The following is a 16091-nucleotide window of genomic DNA, read 5'->3' as shown; positions in this document are numbered from 1 at the left end:
GTGCGTGCCTCCTGACACAGACTGATCGCGACGACGGCATCGTATCGGCCCTCCCCGCCCGCCCGCTCCGAAGGGCGGGCGGGCACCGTCCGCCGCCGGACGGGGGGATCACGACGACGGCAGCTCCGGGGGCCGCTTCGCCGGGCGTTCCTCCAGCGTGGCCAGCGCGATGCGCACCGCCTCGTCCAGCTGGACGTCACGCCCCGCTGCGTGGTCCTGCGGCGCCTGGACCACCTCGACATCCGGATCGACCCCGTGGTTCTCCACGCCCCACCCGTAACCCTCCAGCCAGAACGCGTACTTGGGCTGCGTCACCAGCGTCCCGTCGACCAGCCGGTAACGGCTGTCGATCCCGACGACCCCGCCCCATGTCCGGGTGCCCACCACCGGCCCGATCCCGAGCGCCTTGACGGCCGCGTTCACGATGTCCCCGTCCGATCCGGAGAACTCGTCCGCGACGGCGACGACGGGCCCCCTGGGCGCGTCCTCGGGGTAGCTGTAGGGCCGCATCCCGCGCGGCAGGTCCCATCCCACGATCCGCCGGGCCAGCTTCTCCACGACCAGCTGGGAGGTGTGCCCGCCCCGGTTCTCCCGCACGTCCACGATCAGCCCCTCACGGGCGACCTCGATCCGCAGGTCGCGGTGGAGCTGGGCCCACCCGGAGCCCACCATGTCCGGCACGTGCAGATAGCCGAGCCGCCCGCCGGACCTCTCGTGCACGTAGGCGCGCCGGTCCGCCACCCACGCGTGGTACCGCAGCGGCTCCTCGTCCGCGATCGGGACGACGACGGCGTGCCGCAGCTCGCCCCCGCCCGCCGGCGAGACCGTCAGCTCCACCGGCTTGCCGGCCGTCCCCACCAGCAGCGGCCCGGGCCCGGTCACCGGGTCCACCGGCCGGCCGCCGACCGCGACGATCGCGTCGCCCGCCCGTACGGCCACACCGGGTGCCGCCAGCGGCGCCTGCGCGTCGGGGTCGGAGGTCTCCGAGGGCAGCACGCGCTCGATGCGCCAGCTCCCGTCCTCGTGCCGGGACAGGTCGGCCCCGAGCAGCCCCTGCCGCCGGTCCCCGCCCCAGCTCCCGCCCGCGGGCGTGACATAGGCGTGCGAGGTGCCCAGCTCGCCCTGCACCTCCCACAGCAGGTCGACGAGGTCGTCGTGCGTGGCGACACGCCCGAGCACGGGCCGGTAGCGGTCCAGTACGCCCTCCCAGTCGACCCCGCCCAGGTCGGGCCGCCAGAAGTTGTCGCGCATGAGGCGGCCGGTCTCCTCGTACATCTGCCGCCACTCGGCCGCCGGGTCGACGGTCTGCCGTACGCGCGACAGGTCCACGGTGATGTTCGCGTCGCTGTCGTCGTCGTTCGGGGCACGCCGGTCGCTCGGTACGACCTTGAGCTTGCCGTCGGTCCACAGCAGCACCCGTTTGCCGTCGCCGGTGACCGCGAAGCGCTCGGCGTCCGCGCACAGGTGCTCGATGCGCTGCTGGACGAGGTCGTACCGTTCCAACTCGGTGTGGGGATCGGGGTCGTCGGGGGTGGCGCGCGAGGCGCCCAGCACACCGCGCACCGGATGCCGCAGCCACAGCACGCCGTCCCTGGCCGCCTGCAGCCCGGAGTAGCGCGCGGCCTCGACCGGGAACGGCACGATCCGGTCGGCGAGACCCTCCAGGTCGATCCGGGTGGCGGGCGCGCCCTCGCTGCCGGGCGTCTCGTCCTTGTCCGGCGCCTCGAAGGGGCGGCCGTGCCGCTGCGGCCCGAACGGGGAGGGGGTGGCCGCGGCGAGCGTGATCAGATACGGACGCGAGCCGCCCACGAAGGCCAGGTCGAAGACGTGCTCGTCGTAAACCGGGTCGAACGAGCGCGCCGAGAGGAACGCCAGGTGCTTGCCGTCCAGAGTGAAGGCCGGCGCGTAGTCGCGGAAGCGGAGCGGTGTCGCCTCCGTCACCGACAGGTCGGCCGTGTTGGCGAGCTTGAGCTGCCGCAGCGGGCGCGGTCCGGGATGCGACCAGGCCAGCCACGCCGAGTCCGGCGCGAAGACGAGCCCGCTGACCTCGCCGTCCTCGCTGCGGTCGACCTCGCGCACCTCACCGCTGTCCCGCTCGACGAGCAGCACCCGCCCGTCGTGCGCGGCGACCGCGACCCGGCTGCCGTCGGGAGCCACCGCGAGGCCGAGCACACGGCCGAGCTGCCCGGCCGCGAGCCGCCGCGGGACGGCGCCGGGCGCGAGTCCGGTGGCGGGCGCGAACTCCAGCGCGTCGTCGCCCTCCGCGTCCGTGACCCACACCACCCACTCCTCGCCGTCCGTGCGGAAGGTGTGCGGCAGACGGGCCCGTACGCCGTGCCCGTCGGCGAGCGCGCGGGCGGGCCCCGAGCGGTGGGTGACCCAGTGGACGGCGCCCCGCACCAGGACGGCACTGCCACGCCCGGTGTGATCGGGCGAGGCGGAGCCGAACCAGCGGGCGGCGCTCACGGGATGCGGCTGGAGGTCGGTGCGCTGCCCGCCGAGCCGGATGTCGAGCCGTCGCGGCTCGGCCCCGTCCAGGTCGTCCAGGAGCCACAGTTCACCGGCGGACGCGTAGACGACCCGGGTGCCGTCGGTGGCGGCGTGCCGGGCGTAGAAGTCGCCCAGGGGCGTGTGCCGCCGCAGATCCGAGCCGTCGGCCGACGACGAGTAGAGCGCCCCGACGCCCTCGTGGTCGCTGAGGAAGGCGATGCGCTCCCCGACCCAGAAGGGGTACTCGACATTGCCGTCGAGGTCCTCGTGCAGCCGCACGAACTCCCCCTCGCCGGCACGGTCGATCCACAGCTTGCCCGCCGTGCCGCCCCGGTACCGCTTCCAGTGCGCCGCCTCGCGGCCCATGGACGCGGACAGCAGCACCGTGGCCGGCCCGTACGCGACATCGCCGACGGGTCCGTACGGCAGGGTGGCCGCCGCCCCGCCGTCCAGGGGCACCGCGCGCGCCCAGGTGCGGCGCAGCGACGCCTGGCCGACCGTGCTGAGGGCGAGCACGCGTCCCTCGGGGGTCCAGCCGCGCACCTGGGTCTTCGCGCTGCCCCAGTGGGTCAGGCGCCGGGCGGGGCCGCCGTCGAGCGGGGCGACGTGCACCTCGGGGGCGCCGTCGCGGGTGGACGTCCAGGCGACGGTCGTGCCGTCCGGGGATATCCGGGGGTGGTTGACGGGGACGTTGTCGGCGCTGACCCGCCAGGCGCGGCCGCCGTCGACCGGGGCGACCCAGACGTCGTCCTCGGCGGTGAAGGCGAGCAACTCGCCGTGCAGGTGCGGGAACCGGAGATACGCGGGCGATGCGGACTGAGTCACCAGGTCACCCTAAGCAGCGATCGTGGTCCCTGGCAGGGGTTTGCGCTGTTGCCTGCGTCCCATGCGCTCGTCACTTGCCCTGGACCGGCCAGCAGGTGGGGTCGCCCTGGCACCAGATGGTCTTCGTCACGGTGACGGTGGGACCGGGCCCGCCGGGCGTGACGGGGTGGTAGGAAACGGGCGGCGTGGGGGTGGCGTTGCAGTTGCCGAGGCCGCTGACGTGGAAGACCTCCTTGCCGCCCACCGTGGCCCTGAGGTCCCCGCGAACACACCTGCCGTCGACGGCCCGCGTGACCCTGCCCTTGACGGTGATGTCCTTGTGGTCGTCCGTCTGCCCCTGGCAGTCGACGCTCACGACGGTGGTCTCGCTCGGCGCGGGCGTCCCTGCGGACGTGGCGGCCTTGCCGCCGCTGCCGTAGGTGCCCGTGCAGCTGAGCCAGCGCACGTTCACATGCTGCCGCTGCAGTTGTGCGGTCGCAGTCTGGTCGGTCGTGTACGCCACCGTCGCGGAACTCAGATCTCCGGGCTGGCACGCCACGGCTCCGCCGACGGCGACGGCGACGATTCCGGTCACGGCCGCGAGCCGCCGTCCCCTCGGCCGTCGAATCCGCCTCAATACCCCCATGGATGGCAGCCTGCCACCGTCCCGCCCACGACGGTAGAGCGCATACGGCCACCCGGGCGCTCCTGGTGTTCCCATCACTTGGACGGGTTCCGTCGCATGCCCCGTGGATGTCCGCGGATCAGGACCAGCGGCCCGTGCGCCCAAGCAGCAGGGCGGCCGCCGCGGTGCCCGCGGTCGACGTACGCAGGACGGTGCTCCCCAGCCGGAACGCCCTGGCACCCGCCTGGCCGAACAGCGCCAGCTCCTGAGGCGAGATGCCCCCTTCGGGCCCCACGACCAGCACGATCTCGCCCTCGGTGGGAAGGTCCGCGGTCGCCAGGGGTTCCTCGCCGCTCTCGTGCAGGACGGCGGCGAGATCGACGGTGGCCAGAAGTGCGGCAACCTGTTGGGTGGTTGCCGCGTCCGCGACCTCGGGGAAGCGCACCCGGCGGGACTGCTTGCCCGCCTCACGGGCGGTGGCCCGCCACTTGCCGAGCGCCTTCAGTCCGCGCTCGCCCTTCCACTGTGTGATGCACCGGGAAGCCGACCACGGCACGATCGCGTCCACCCCGACCTCGGTCATGGTCTCCACGGCCAGCTCCCCCCGGTCGCCCTTGGGCAGGGCCTGCACCACGGTGATGCGCGGGGTCTGCGGCGGCTCCTCGTCGACGGACTCCAGGTCCATGACCACGAGGCGGTCCTTGCCCTCGGCGGCCTTCACCACGCCCTCGATCCACCGACCGCGTCCGTCGGTGAGGACCACGTCCTCGCCGGGCCGCAGCCGCTTCACCGAGACCGCGTGCCGCCCCTCGGGGCCGTCGAGCACGAACTCCCCTCCGATGCCGTCGAGTCGGTCGACCACGAACACCGGTGCGGTCATCGGGACGCACCTCCCGTCGACAACGCTGTCACCGCTGCCCCGGCCTCCGCCGCCAGCACCTCCACCAGCTCTCCGGCGGGCAGTTCGCGCGCCATACGATGGCCCTGGCCCGCCCACAGCGCCATGCCCTGCGCGTCGCCGCTCTTGGCGGCCGCCTTGCGCAGCGGCGAGGTCAGATGGTGGACCTCCGGGTAGGCGGCGGGCGCGTAGGGGCCGTGCTCACGCATGAAGCGGTTGACCAGGCCGCGCGCCGGACGCCCGGAGAAGGCGCGCGTCAGCTCCGTCCGGACGAACAGGGGGTCGGTCAGCGCCCGCTTGTGCAGGGGGTGGGCGCCGGACTCGGGCGTCACCAGGAACGCGGTGCCCAGCTGGGCGGCGCTCGCCCCCGCCGCGAGCACCGCGGCGATCTGGCTGCCGCGCATGATCCCGCCGGCCGCCACGATCGGGATCCGCACGCTCTCGCGGACCTGGGCGACCAGCGAGAGCAGCCCGATACCGCAGGGGTCGTTCTCGGCGAGGTCGCGGTGGGTGCCCTGGTGGCCGCCCGCCTCGACGCCCTGCACGATCACCGCGTCGGCGCCCGCCCGCTGCACGGCGAGGGCCTCGTCCACGGTGGTAGCGGTGACCAGGGTGAGGGTGCCCGCGCGGCGCAGCGAGTCCAGGACGTCAGGGGCGGGGACGCCGAAGTGGAAGGAGACCGCCGGCACCGGGTTGTCGAGCAGGACGGCGAGTTTGGCGTCGTAGCCGTCGTCCCGGCCGCTGTCGGGGTCGCCCAGTTCCGTCTCGTACCAGGCGGCCTCACCGGCGAGCTGGTTGGCGTAGACCTCGACGGCGGCGGCAGAGGGCAGCGCGGTCACGGCCGCCGCTCCTGTGGAGCCGCTGCCCGCACCGGGGTACTCGGGCTGCGGCATGAACAGGTTCACGCCGAAGGGGGCGCCCGTGAGGCCGCGGAGCTGCTTGATCTCCTGGTACATGCCGTCGGCGGTCTTGTACCCGGCGGCGAGGAACCCCAGGCCGCCGGCGTCCGACACGGCGGCGGCGAGCCGCGGCACGGAGGCGCCGCCCGCCATGGGGGCCTGCACGATCGGATGGCGGAGGAGATCGGTCAGCGCGGTGGACATGACCGCATGGTGTCACGTCCTCCGCACGGGTCCGAATCCGGTCTTCCTCTGGCATATGCCAAGGGAATCGGCGGCGGGTCAGGACGTCAGGGGCACGACGAGACCCACCGTAATCCGGCCTGCCGGCCTCACGGATCACCGCCCGGCCCGGACCCACATCACCGCCCGGCCCAGGCCCACACCACCGGCCCGTCCGGCGCCCGAGGACAAGGCCGTTCAGGCCGAAGCGGGTCTGGGGGTTGCCGCCCCCAGACGGGCGGTGACGCCGGGCGGCCCCGCGTCACCGCCCGTTGAATGCATCCTTCAGCCGCGAGAACAGCCCCTGCTGCCCCGGCTGGAACTGCCCCTGCGGCCGCTCCTCGCCCCGCAGCTTCGCCAGCTCGCGCAGCAGCCGCTCCTGCTCCGGGTCCAGCTTCGTCGGGGTCTGCACCTCGACGTGCACGACCAGGTCGCCCCGGCCGCCGCCGCGCAGGTGCGTGACGCCGCGGCCGTGCAGCGGGATCGACTGCCCGGACTGGGTGCCTGGGCGGATGTCGACCTCCTCCAGGCCGTCGAGCGTCTCCAGCGGCACCTTCGTGCCGAGGGACGCGGCGGTCATCGGGATGGTGACCGTGCAGTGCAGGTCGTCGCCGCGGCGCTGGAAGGTCGCGTGCGGCAGCTCGTGGATCTCGACGTACAGGTCGCCGGCCGGGCCGCCGCCGGGGCCGACCTCGCCCTCGCCCGCGAGCTGGATCCGCGTGCCGTTGTCGACACCGGCGGGGATCTTGACGGTGAGCGTCCTGCGGGAGCGCACCCGCCCGTCGCCCGCGCACTCCGGGCACGGGTTCGGGACGATGGTGCCGAATCCCTGGCACTGCGGGCACGGCCGCGACGTCATGACCTGGCCGAGGAAGGACCGGGTGACCTGCGAGACCTCGCCGCGGCCCCGGCACATGTCGCAGGTCTGGGCGCTCGTCCCGGGCGCCGCGCCCTCGCCGTTGCAGGTGTTGCAGACGACGGCCGTGTCGACCTGGATGTCCTTGGTCGTGCCGAAGGCCGCCTCGTCGAGGTCGACTTCGAGCCGGATCATCGCGTCCTGGCCGCGGCGGGTGCGCGAGCGCGGACCGCGCTGCGACGCCGCGCCGAAGAACGCGTCCATGATGTCGGAGAAGTTTCCGAAGCCGCCCGCGCCGAAGCCGCCCGCGCCCCCGCCGCCCGACTGGGACAGCGGGTCGCCGCCGAGGTCGTAGACCTGCTTCTTCTGCGGGTCCGAGAGCACCTCGTAGGCGGCGTTGATCTCCTTGAACCGCTCCTGCGTCTTCGGATCGGGGTTGACGTCCGGGTGCAGCTCGCGGGCGAGCCGGCGGAACGCCTTCTTGATCTCGTCCTGTGACGCGTCGCGGCGTACGCCGAGCACGGCGTAGTAGTCCGTGGCCACTTACGACTCCGCCAGGATCTGTCCGACGTACCGTGCCACCGCTCGTACCGCTCCCATCGTTCCCGGGTAATCCATGCGGGTCGGTCCGACCACGCCGAGTTTCGCTACTGCCTCGCCGCCCGAACCGTAGCCGACGGAGACGATGGACGTGGTGTTGAGTCCCTCGTACGCGTTCTCATGGCCGATACGCACCATCATGGCCGGATCCTTCGCCTCGCCCAGCAGCTTGAGAAGGACGACCTGCTCCTCCAGCGCCTCCAGGACGGGGCGGATGGTGAGCGGGAAGTCGTGCGCGAAGCGGGTGAGATTGGCGGTGCCGCCGATCATCAGCCGCTCCTCGGTCTCCTCCACGAGCGTCTCCAGGAGGGTGGACAGTACCGTCGAGACCGCGCCGCGGTCCTCCGGTTCCTCGAACGCCTCGGGAAGGTCCTGCACGAGCTGCGGGACATCCGCGAAACGGCGGCCGGCGACCCGGCTGTTGAGCCGCGCCCGCAGATCCGCGAGGGACGTCTCCCCGAACGGCGCGGGGCAGTCGATCATCCGCTGCTCCACCCGGCCGGTGTCCGTGATCAGCACCAGCATCACACGCGCGGGTGCCATCGACAGCAGTTCCACGTGCCGCACGGTCGAGCGTGTCAGCGACGGGTACTGCACTACGGCGACCTGCCGGGTGAGCTGCGCGAGCAGGCGTACCGTACGCGCGACCACGTCGTCGAGGTCGACCGCGCCCTCCAGGAAGTTCTGGATCGCGCGGCGCTCGGGCGGGCTCATCGGCTTGACGGCCGCGAGCTTGTCGACGAAGAGGCGGTAGCCCTTGTCCGTGGGGATGCGTCCGGCGCTGGTGTGCGGCTGGGCGATGTAGCCCTCCTCCTCCAGCGCCGCCATGTCGTTTCGGACGGTGGCCGGGGAGACGCCGAGCCTGTGCCGCTCGGTGAGTGCCTTGGAGCCCACGGGCTCCTCGGTGCCCACATAGTCCTGGACGATGGCGCGCAGCACTTCGAGCCTGCGTTCACTGAGCATCGCGCGCACCTCCAGCAATCGGTCTTCCCGGCACTTCCCCTGGCTCCCCTGGCACTCTGCGCATTCGAGTGCCAGCATCCCGGGGCCCAGTGTACGGCGGCCGGGTACGCCCCCGGCAAGGGAGAGCCCGGCTGTCGTACCGACGTGTACCGACCTGTCCCGGGCTGTCCTGCCAGGCCGGGCGCCTGCCGATAGCGTCGCCGTATGACGGTGCTGTGGGAAGGGTCCGGGTGGGAGCCGCTCGGTACGCGCTCGGGGCGGCGGCGGCTTCCGGTCTGGGACTGCACGGCCGGGCTCGTGGTCGGCGGGCACGGGGCGCTCCTCGTGGACGCGGGGTCGAGCCTCGGCGAGGGCGCGCGGTTGCGCGCCCAGGCGCGGCGGCTGCTCGCGCCGCTCGGCGGGGACCGGAGTGTGACGCATCTCGCGCTCACGCACCCCCACTTCGACCATGTCTTCGGGGCGGCGGCGTTCGCGGGCGCGGAGGTGTTCGGGGCGGCGGGCATCGACGCGGTGCTCGTCCGCGGCCGCGACGAACTGGTCATGGACGCCGTGCGCCACGGCCTGGACCCGGCGGCGGCGGCCGAGGCCGCGGACGTGCTGGTGCGTCCGCGCCACCAGGTGTCGGGCGAGCGGACGCTGGACCTGGGCGGGGTGCGGGTCCTGCTGGCCGACGTGGGACCCGGCCACACCGCCCACGACCTGGCGGTCCTCGTTCCCGGTGACCCGGAGGTGGTGTTCTGCGGGGACCTGGTGGAGGAGTCCGGCGAGCCGCAGGCGGGTTTGGACGCGGTCCCCTCGCACTGGCCGGCCGCCCTTGACCGGCTGCTGGAGCTGGGCGGCGAGGACGCGCTGTACGTGCCGGGGCACGGGGCGGTGGTGGACGCCGGGTTCGTCCGGTCCCAGCGGGACGGGCTGGCGGCCCGTTTCGGCGTGTCGTAGGCGCTCGCCGCACCCTCCGACCCCGGCTTCTCCTATCGTCATCCGAATGCGCATGTACTCGCCGGACCTGACCCCGCCGTGGAAGAAGCCGAAGCCCGCCCCGGAGGTCCCGGCGGACCCCGGCCTGGTGGTGGAGGAGCCGCGCACCGGCTTCTGCGGCGCGGTGATCCGCTGCGAGGCGGGCACGGTGACGCTGGAGGACCGCTTCGGCAAGCACCGGGTGTTCCCCCTGGAGCCTCGTGGTTTCCTGCTGGAGGGCAGGGTGGTGACGCTGGTGCGTCCGAAGACTCCCCCGCGGCGCCCCGCCCGTACGGCGTCGGGCTCGGTGGCCGTCCCGGGGGCCCGGGCGAGGGTGGCCCGGGCGGGCCGTATCTACGTCGAGGGCCGTCACGACGCGGAACTGGTCGAGAAGGTGTGGGGCGACGACCTGCGCATCGAGGGCGTGGTGGTGGAGTACCTGGAGGGTGTCGACGACCTGCCGTCGATCGTGGCGTCCTTCGCCCCCGGCCCCGACGCCCGCCTCGGCGTCCTGGTGGACCACCTGGTCCCCGGCTCGAAGGAGTGGCGCATCGCGGAGTCGGTGACGAGCGGGCACGCCCTGGTGGTCGGGCACCCCTACATCGACATCTGGCAGGCGGTGAAGCCGTCGTCGCTGGGCATCCGAGAGTGGCCGGCCGTCCCGCGCGGGCAGGACTGGAAGAAGGGGGTGTGCCGGGCGCTGGGGTGGCCGGAGAACACCGGGGAGGCGTGGCAGGGGATTCTTGCGCGGGTGCGGTCCTACAAGGACCTGGAGCCGGAGTTGCTGGGGCGTGTGGAGGAACTGATCGACTTCGTCACGGCAGGTGGTGACGCCGGACCCCGGTGAGGGTCCCGAACTCGCTCGTGTCCAGTTCCACACCGAGGGGCTCCAGCGGAAGGGGGCCACCGCCTTCCGTGATCCGCTGCGCCCGGTAATCTGCGATCTCGCCCTCACCCTCGGGTCCGGTCTCACCCTCGGGTCCGGTGAGCAGAACGCAGTGCGCGACAATCGGGTCGATGATCAGGTACCCGGGGATCTTGCCCGCCGCGTAGACGGACCGCTTGATCCCGTAGTCCCGGTCAACGTTCGTCCCGGAAACCACCTCGACAACCACGTAATCAACCGGGACGGCAGAAGACGCCCTGAGTCCGGGGCAACGCCGCGATCAGCACCAAGAAGTCCAAAACGGGCTCGCTGGCCTCGCCGACGATGTCCACATCTGTTGTCTGGAGCCGCTCCCACCGCTCGCGCGGGCGATGTCCTGCGGTGATTCACCCGCCGGAGTGATCAGTCCACCAGGTCCCGCACCACCGCATCCGCCAGCAGTCGCCCCCGCAGTGTCAGAACGGCCCGTCCCTCCGCGTACGGCCCCTCCTCCAGCAGCCCCTCCGCCAGCGCCCGCCGGGAAGCCGCCAGCCCCTCCTCCCGCAGCAGAGCCAGCGGCGCCCCCTCCCTCAGCCGCAGCTCCAGCAGGACGCGCTCCACCCGGCGGTCCTCGTCCGTGAGGATCTCCCGCCCCGCTCCCGGGGAACGGCCATCCGCCAAGGCCGCCCCGTACGCCCCCGGGTGCTTCACGTTCCACCAGCGCACGCCGCCGATGTGCGAGTGCGCCCCGGGGCCGGCACCCCACCAGTCGGCGCCGCGCCAGTACAGCTCGTTGTGGAGGCAGCGGCCGGACTCCGACACGGCCCAGTTCGAGACCTCGTACCAGTCGTAGCCCGCCGCCGACAGCATGTCCTGGGCGATCAGGTACCGGTCCGCGTGCACGTCGTCGTCCGTCATCGGGATCTCGCCCCGGCGGATGCGGCGCGCCAGCCGCGTGCCCTCCTCCACGATCAGCGCATAGGCGCTGATGTGGTCCGGGCCCGCCCCCAGCGCCGCCTCCAGCGAAGCCCGCCAGTCGTCGTCCGACTCCCCCGGCGTCCCGTAGATCAGGTCCAGGTTCACATGCTCGAAGCCCGCCGCCCGCGCCTCGGCCACGCACGCCTCGGGGCGGCCCGGGGTGTGGGTGCGGTCGAGGATCTTCAGGATGTGCGGGCGGGCGCTCTGCATGCCGAAGGAGATCCGCGTGAAGCCGCCCTCCCTCAGGGCCGTCAGATACGCCGGATCGACCGACTCCGGGTTGGCCTCCGTCGTCACCTCGGCGTCGGCCGCGAGGCCGAACTCGTCCCGGACCGCCCCCAGCATCCGTACCAGGTCGTCCGCCGCCAGCAGCGTCGGCGTACCGCCCCCGACGAACACCGTGCGCACCTCGCGCGGGTCGTCGCCGAGCACCTTGCGGGCCAGGCGGATCTCCTCGATCAGGGTCGGCGCGTAGGTCTCCCGCGAGGCGAGGACGCCTCCCGTGCCCCGCAGCTCCGTCGCCGTGTACGTGTTGAAGTCGCAGTAGCCGCAGCGCGTGGCGCAGTACGGCACGTGGAGGTAGAACCCGAGAGGGCGCCCTGCGGCCCCGGCGAGCGCGTGCGCGGGCAGTGCGCCGTCGTCGGGGACGGGTTCGCCGTCGGGGAGTGCGGAGGGCATGCCCTCCATTGTCCCGCACGGCCAGACGTCCTCATTCCGCCTGCAGCACCAGCAGCGCCAGATCGTCCTCCGGCGGGTTCCCGCCGAAATCGTGCACCAGCCTCCTCATCCGCTCCGCGATCAGCTGCGCGGTCAGTCCGGCGCAGCCGGCGAGCGCCGCGGCGAGCCCGTCCCCGTCGTCGAACTGGCACGATCCGCTGCGCCGCTCCGTCACCCCGTCCGTGACGCACAGAAGCGTGTCGGCGGGGTGCAGTTCGAAGGTCTCGCACGTGTACGTCACATCCTCGACGACTCCGAGCAGCGTCTGCGGCTGCGCCACGGCCCGTACGTCGCCGTCCGGCCCCAGCAGCAGCGGCAGCGGGTGCCCGGCTGCGGCCAGCGTGCACCGCACCCCGCCGTCGAAGGGGACCAGCTCGCCGTAGAGGAGGGAGAGGAAGCGGGCCTGCGGGCCGTCGTCGACGACCGGTACGGGGGCGCCCGCCGCGACCAGGGCCCGCGCCGCCGCGTCCGAGGCTTCCGTCGCGTCGTCCAGCAGGAGCTGGTTGAGGCGGTCCAGGACGTCGGGGACGTCGTAGCCCTCGCGGGCCAACAACCGCAGCCAGGGCCGGGCGAGCCCGATCACGACCGCCGCCTCGGGGCCCTTGCCCTGGACGTCACCGATCGCGAAGCACCAGCGGCCGTTCCCCGCCGGGAACAGGTCGTAGAAGTCGCCGCTGGGACCGCCCTTGTCGCACGGTTCGTACACGAGCGCGCTGCGCACACCGGGGATCTCGGCGACCGCGCCCGGCAGCAGCCCGCGTTGCAGCACCCGGCTGATGGTGGCCTGGCGCGCGTACTGCCGGGCGGCCCCGATGGCCAGCGCCACCCGGCGGCTGAGGTCCTCGACGAGGCCGGTGATCTCGTCGGGGAAGCGCGGCAGCCCGGCCCGCCCGATGACGAGCGTGCCGAGCGGCCGGCCGCCGGCGATCAGACGGTAGGCGAGCGCCGCCCCGGCCGCGCCCCGCGGGCCCAGCGCCTCGGCGGGCCAGGGCACCGGCACCGCGCGGGAGCGCACCGACTCGGGCAGCCGGGGCGGGTCCTTCTCCAGCGCCCGGCGCAGTTCCTCGATGCGGTTCTCGCTGCCGTGCCAGACGCGGGCGAGGCGCGGCCCGGAGGCCACGGCGGACTCGGACCCGCGCCAGCCGGTCGCCTCGTCCTCCAGCCACACCGCGCACCAATCGGCCAGCCGTGGCACGAGCAGTTGCCCGGTGAGCGCGGCCACCAGGTCCTCGTCGAGCTGCCCGGCGAGCAGGTCGGACGCCTCGGCGAGGAAGGACAGGGCGCCGCGGCCCCGCCAGTCCCGGTCGGGGGAGCCGCGCCCGGGGTCGGCGCACACGAGGAGTTCCGGCGCGGGGAGCCCGGCCGTGCCCGGCTCCCACTCCGGGACGCTCTCGCCGGCGTACGCCTCCATCTCCTCCTCGGCGTCCAGGGTGCCGTCCAGGGGCAGGCGCGCCCAGACGGTCTTGGCACCGGTGCGGTAGGTGATGCCCCAGGCCGTGGCGAGCGTGGAGACGAGCCGCAGACCGCGCCCGTACTCGGGTATGCCGTAGGGGCGTTCGGTGCCGTCGTCCCGCACCACGCGCGAGGGGTGGCGGTCGGAGACCTCGACGACGAGTCCGGCCGGATCGTCCCTGGCGTCCTCCAGGCGGCAGACCAGTTCGACGTCCGTGCCCGCGTGCACGACGGCGTTGGTGACGAGTTCGCTGACGACGACCAGCGCGTCGTCGCTCAGCCGCTCGGTGACGGTGCCGGGTTCGGCGAGCCCCTCCCAATCGGTGAGGGCGGCCCGCATGAACCGGCGGGCGGCCCCGGGCGCGAGCGGCCCTCCGGGCAGCGTGGTGCGCGCCGACGTCCACAGCTCCGCGCCCTCGTGCGCCGGCGCGTCAGGGGCGCGGGACATGGTCTCCCGCTGCGTCGGGACGGCCCCCATGGACAACTCCCCGGGAAGTTCGGACGAATGCGCCTCTGGCGATGCGGACAGAGTGACAGACCGACCGCGTCCATAAGCACCGAGTTACCGAACTGGGCCCCCTTGGAGGGGAACAGTGCTCCACAAGTGCTCGACAACGGACAGATTCGAGCAGCGGATTCCCTTACGGGCACAGCGGCACGGGCGGCGCGTCGACCGCGCGCCGCCCGTGCCCCGCGTCCTCGTACCTCACGCCTCGCGGGTGCCGTCGTACATCTCGTCGATGAGGTGCTTGTACTCGCGCTCCACGACGGGCCGCTTCAGCTTGAGGCTGGGGGTGATCTCGCCGTGCTCCACGTCGAGGTCGCGCGGCAGGAGGCGGAACTTCTTGATGGTCTGCCAGCGCTGGAGGCCCTCGTTGAGCCGCTTGATGTAGCCGTCGATCAGCTCGACCGTGGCGGGGTCGGCGACGATGTCGGCGTACGACGTGCCGGCCCGGCCGTTCTCCTTCGCCCACTCCAGGATGGACGGCTCGTCGAGGGCGATGAGCGCGGTGCAGAAGTTGCGGTCGGCGCCGTGCACCAGGATGTTGGAGACGTACGGGCACACCGCCTTGAACTGGCCCTCGACCTCGGCCGGCGCGATGTACTTGCCGCCGGAGGTCTTGATGAGGTCCTTCTTGCGGTCGGTGATCCGCAGATAGCCGTCGGGCGACAGCTCGCCGATGTCCCCGGTGTGGAACCAGCCGTCGGACTCGAGCACCTCGGCGGTCTTCTCCGGCAGGCCGTGGTAGCCCTCCATGATGCCCGGGCCCCGCAGCAGGATCTCGCCGTCGTCCGCGATCCGCACCTCGGTGCCGGGCAGCGGCTTGCCGACCGTGCCCGTGCGGTAGGCCTCGCCCGGGTTCACGAAGGAGGCCGCGGAGGACTCGGTGAGGCCGTAGCCCTCCAGGATGTGGACGCCCGCGCCCGCGAAGAAGTACCCGATCTCGGGTGCGAGGGCGGCGGAGCCGGAGATGCAGGCGCGCAGCCTCCCGCCGAACGCCTCACGGATCTTGGCGTACACGAGCGTGTCCGCGACCTTGTGCTTGGCGGCCAGGCCGAAGGGTGCGGAGTGGGTGCCGGTGCGGCGGAAGTTGTCCTGGGTGACCTTGCCGTACTCGCGCGCGACCCCGGCCGCCCACTGGAAGATCTTGTACTTGGCCGCACCACCGGACCGCGCCTTGGCCGCGACCCCGTTGTAGACCTTCTCGAAGATGCGCGGCACGGCGGCCATGTACGTCGGCTGCACCACCGGCAGATTCTCGATGATCTTGTCGACGCGGCCGTCGACGGCGGTGACGTGCCCGACCTCGATCTGGCCGGAGGTGAGCACCTTTCCGAAGACGTGGGCGAGCGGCAGCCACAGGTACTGCACGTCCTCGCTGCTGATCAGCCCGGTCGCGGCGATGGCCTTCGCCATGTACGCCCAGTTGTCGTGCGGCAGGCGCACGCCCTTGGGCCGGCCGGTGGTGCCGGAGGTGTAGATGAGGGTGGCGAGCTGGTCCCTGGTGATCGCGCCGACCCGCTCCTTGATCAGCTCGGGGTGCTTCTCCAGGTAGGCGGCGCCGTGGGCCTCCAGCTCGGCGAGGGTCATCACCCAGTCGCCGGTCTCGACGCCCTCGGGGTCGATCACCACGACGCGTGTCAGCTCGGGCAGTTCGGCGCGCTTCTCCCGCGCCTTGGCGAGCTGGGCGGCGTTCTCGGCGATCAGCACCTTGCTGCCGGAGTCGGCGAGGATGAACGCGGACTCGTCGACGTTCGTCTGCGGGTAGATCGTCGTCGTGGCCGCGCCCGCGCACAGGATGCCCAGGTCGGCGAGGATCCACTCGACGCGGGTGGAGGAGGCGAGCGCCACCCGCTGCTCCGGCTGCACGCCCAGCTCGATCAGTCCGGCCGCGATGGCGTAGACCCGCCCGGCGGCCTGCGCCCAGCTCAGCGACTTCCAGTCGTCGGGGCCCTCGCCGGAGGCCGGGGGCACCGGGTAGCGGTATGCCTCGGCGTCCGGCGTGGCCGCCACGCGCTCCAGGAAGAGGCCCGCCACGGACGGCGGACGGTTCTCGATCAAGGTCTGTGTGTCGCTCACGACATCCTCCGGGGCCCGCGACGGTGCGGCTGGCTCAGTGCGGCTGGCTCATTGCGGCTTGTATTCCACCCGCGAGCCGTTGTTTAACTCGCGAGTAACTATCGGGCAGGGACAGGGTAGAGCCCGACCGGCCGGTTCGTAAGGGGCGACGGCCTGTCGCTTCCTACAGAGAGCGGCCGGGCGC

The 16091-nt window shown here is 72.9% G+C and carries 11 protein-coding genes and 1 pseudogene; 2 read left to right on the top strand and 10 right to left on the bottom strand.

Going from position 1 to position 16091, the window contains the following annotated elements; genetic code table 11:
- Window positions 1-108: 108 nt before the first annotated feature.
- The 6 genes from ACFSL4_RS02005 to hrcA all read right to left on the bottom strand — a co-directional run bounded on the left by ACFSL4_RS02005 (window position 109) and on the right by hrcA (window position 8357).
- On the bottom strand, window positions 109-3315 hold the full coding sequence (locus ACFSL4_RS02005) for a S41 family peptidase (protein WP_381077541.1): 3207 nt from the start codon (window positions 3313-3315) through the stop codon (window positions 109-111).
- 70 nt (window positions 3316-3385) lie between these two features.
- Window positions 3386-3940 (bottom strand): hypothetical protein, encoded by a 555-nt coding sequence (locus ACFSL4_RS02000; RefSeq protein WP_381077538.1) that lies wholly within the window; start codon window positions 3938-3940, stop codon window positions 3386-3388.
- A gap of 118 nt (window positions 3941-4058) precedes the next feature.
- Window positions 4059-4799 carry a 16S rRNA (uracil(1498)-N(3))-methyltransferase gene (locus ACFSL4_RS01995; RefSeq protein WP_381077535.1) on the bottom strand — a complete coding sequence of 247 codons (741 nt, stop codon included), beginning with the start codon at window positions 4797-4799 and terminating at the stop codon, window positions 4059-4061.
- Entirely contained in the window at window positions 4796-5920 is a 1125-nt protein-coding gene (locus ACFSL4_RS01990; RefSeq protein ID WP_381077533.1) for a nitronate monooxygenase, read from the bottom strand. The genes ACFSL4_RS01995 and ACFSL4_RS01990 overlap by 4 nt, the downstream gene beginning before the upstream one ends.
- A 280-nt stretch (window positions 5921-6200) precedes the next feature.
- The gene (gene dnaJ / locus ACFSL4_RS01985) at window positions 6201-7337 is read right to left on the bottom strand and encodes a molecular chaperone DnaJ (protein WP_381077531.1); all 1137 of its coding nucleotides are present in this window, start codon (window positions 7335-7337) and stop codon (window positions 6201-6203) included.
- Window positions 7338-8357 (bottom strand): heat-inducible transcriptional repressor HrcA, encoded by a 1020-nt coding sequence (gene hrcA / locus ACFSL4_RS01980; protein WP_381077529.1) that lies wholly within the window; start codon window positions 8355-8357, stop codon window positions 7338-7340.
- A 204-nt stretch (window positions 8358-8561) separates the two neighbouring features.
- Here hrcA and ACFSL4_RS01975 point away from each other — a divergent pair, with 204 nt between their 5' ends.
- Both ACFSL4_RS01975 and ACFSL4_RS01970 read left to right on the top strand, forming a co-directional pair.
- Window positions 8562-9296 (top strand): MBL fold metallo-hydrolase, encoded by a 735-nt coding sequence (locus ACFSL4_RS01975; RefSeq protein WP_381077526.1) that lies wholly within the window; start codon window positions 8562-8564, stop codon window positions 9294-9296.
- 46 nt (window positions 9297-9342) lie between these two features.
- On the top strand, window positions 9343-10161 hold the full coding sequence (locus ACFSL4_RS01970; RefSeq protein ID WP_381077524.1) for a DUF3097 domain-containing protein: 819 nt from the start codon (window positions 9343-9345) through the stop codon (window positions 10159-10161).
- Here the strand turns inward: ACFSL4_RS01970 and ACFSL4_RS01965 are convergent.
- From ACFSL4_RS01965 to ACFSL4_RS01950, 4 genes and pseudogenes are all read right to left on the bottom strand, one after another.
- Window positions 10130-10568, bottom strand: a pseudogene (locus ACFSL4_RS01965) (Uma2 family endonuclease); the annotation flags it as partial. The gene ACFSL4_RS01970 and the pseudogene ACFSL4_RS01965 overlap by 32 nt on opposite strands.
- A 34-nt stretch (window positions 10569-10602) precedes the next feature.
- Window positions 10603-11835 (bottom strand): radical SAM family heme chaperone HemW, encoded by a 1233-nt coding sequence (hemW, locus tag ACFSL4_RS01960; protein WP_381077521.1) that lies wholly within the window; start codon window positions 11833-11835, stop codon window positions 10603-10605.
- Window positions 11836-11866: 31 nt separating this feature from the next.
- On the bottom strand, window positions 11867-13804 hold the full coding sequence (locus ACFSL4_RS01955) for a SpoIIE family protein phosphatase (protein WP_381077518.1): 1938 nt from the start codon (window positions 13802-13804) through the stop codon (window positions 11867-11869).
- A 228-nt stretch (window positions 13805-14032) separates the two neighbouring features.
- Window positions 14033-15907 (bottom strand): AMP-dependent synthetase/ligase, encoded by a 1875-nt coding sequence (locus ACFSL4_RS01950; protein ID WP_381077516.1) that lies wholly within the window; start codon window positions 15905-15907, stop codon window positions 14033-14035.
- Window positions 15908-16091: the final 184 nt, after the last annotated feature.

Source organism: Streptomyces caeni, from assembly GCF_042678285.1.
Classification (GTDB): domain Bacteria; phylum Actinomycetota; class Actinomycetes; order Streptomycetales; family Streptomycetaceae; genus Streptomyces; species Streptomyces caeni.
Note: the sequence above shows the minus strand (reverse complement) of the source record. Positions and strands in the feature narration are given on the sequence as shown.

What these genes read in the sequence shown, in the direction of transcription:
- ACFSL4_RS01990 (WP_381077533.1), bottom strand. Translation starts at nt 5,920, where the DNA reads ATGTCCACCGCGCTGACCGATCTCCTCCGCCATCCGATCGTGCAGGCC.
- hrcA (WP_381077529.1), bottom strand. Translation starts at nt 8,357, where the DNA reads ATGCTCAGTGAACGCAGGCTCGAAGTGCTGCGCGCCATCGTCCAGGAC.
- ACFSL4_RS01955 (WP_381077518.1), bottom strand. Translation starts at nt 13,804, where the DNA reads ATGGGGGCCGTCCCGACGCAGCGGGAGACCATGTCCCGCGCCCCTGAC.
- ACFSL4_RS01995 (WP_381077535.1), bottom strand. Translation starts at nt 4,799, where the DNA reads ATGACCGCACCGGTGTTCGTGGTCGACCGACTCGACGGCATCGGAGGG.
- ACFSL4_RS02000 (WP_381077538.1), bottom strand. Translation starts at nt 3,940, where the DNA reads ATGGGGGTATTGAGGCGGATTCGACGGCCGAGGGGACGGCGGCTCGCG.
- ACFSL4_RS01975 (WP_381077526.1), top strand. Translation starts at nt 8,562, where the DNA reads ATGACGGTGCTGTGGGAAGGGTCCGGGTGGGAGCCGCTCGGTACGCGC.
- ACFSL4_RS01970 (WP_381077524.1), top strand. Translation starts at nt 9,343, where the DNA reads ATGCGCATGTACTCGCCGGACCTGACCCCGCCGTGGAAGAAGCCGAAG.
- hemW (WP_381077521.1), bottom strand. Translation starts at nt 11,835, where the DNA reads ATGCCCTCCGCACTCCCCGACGGCGAACCCGTCCCCGACGACGGCGCA.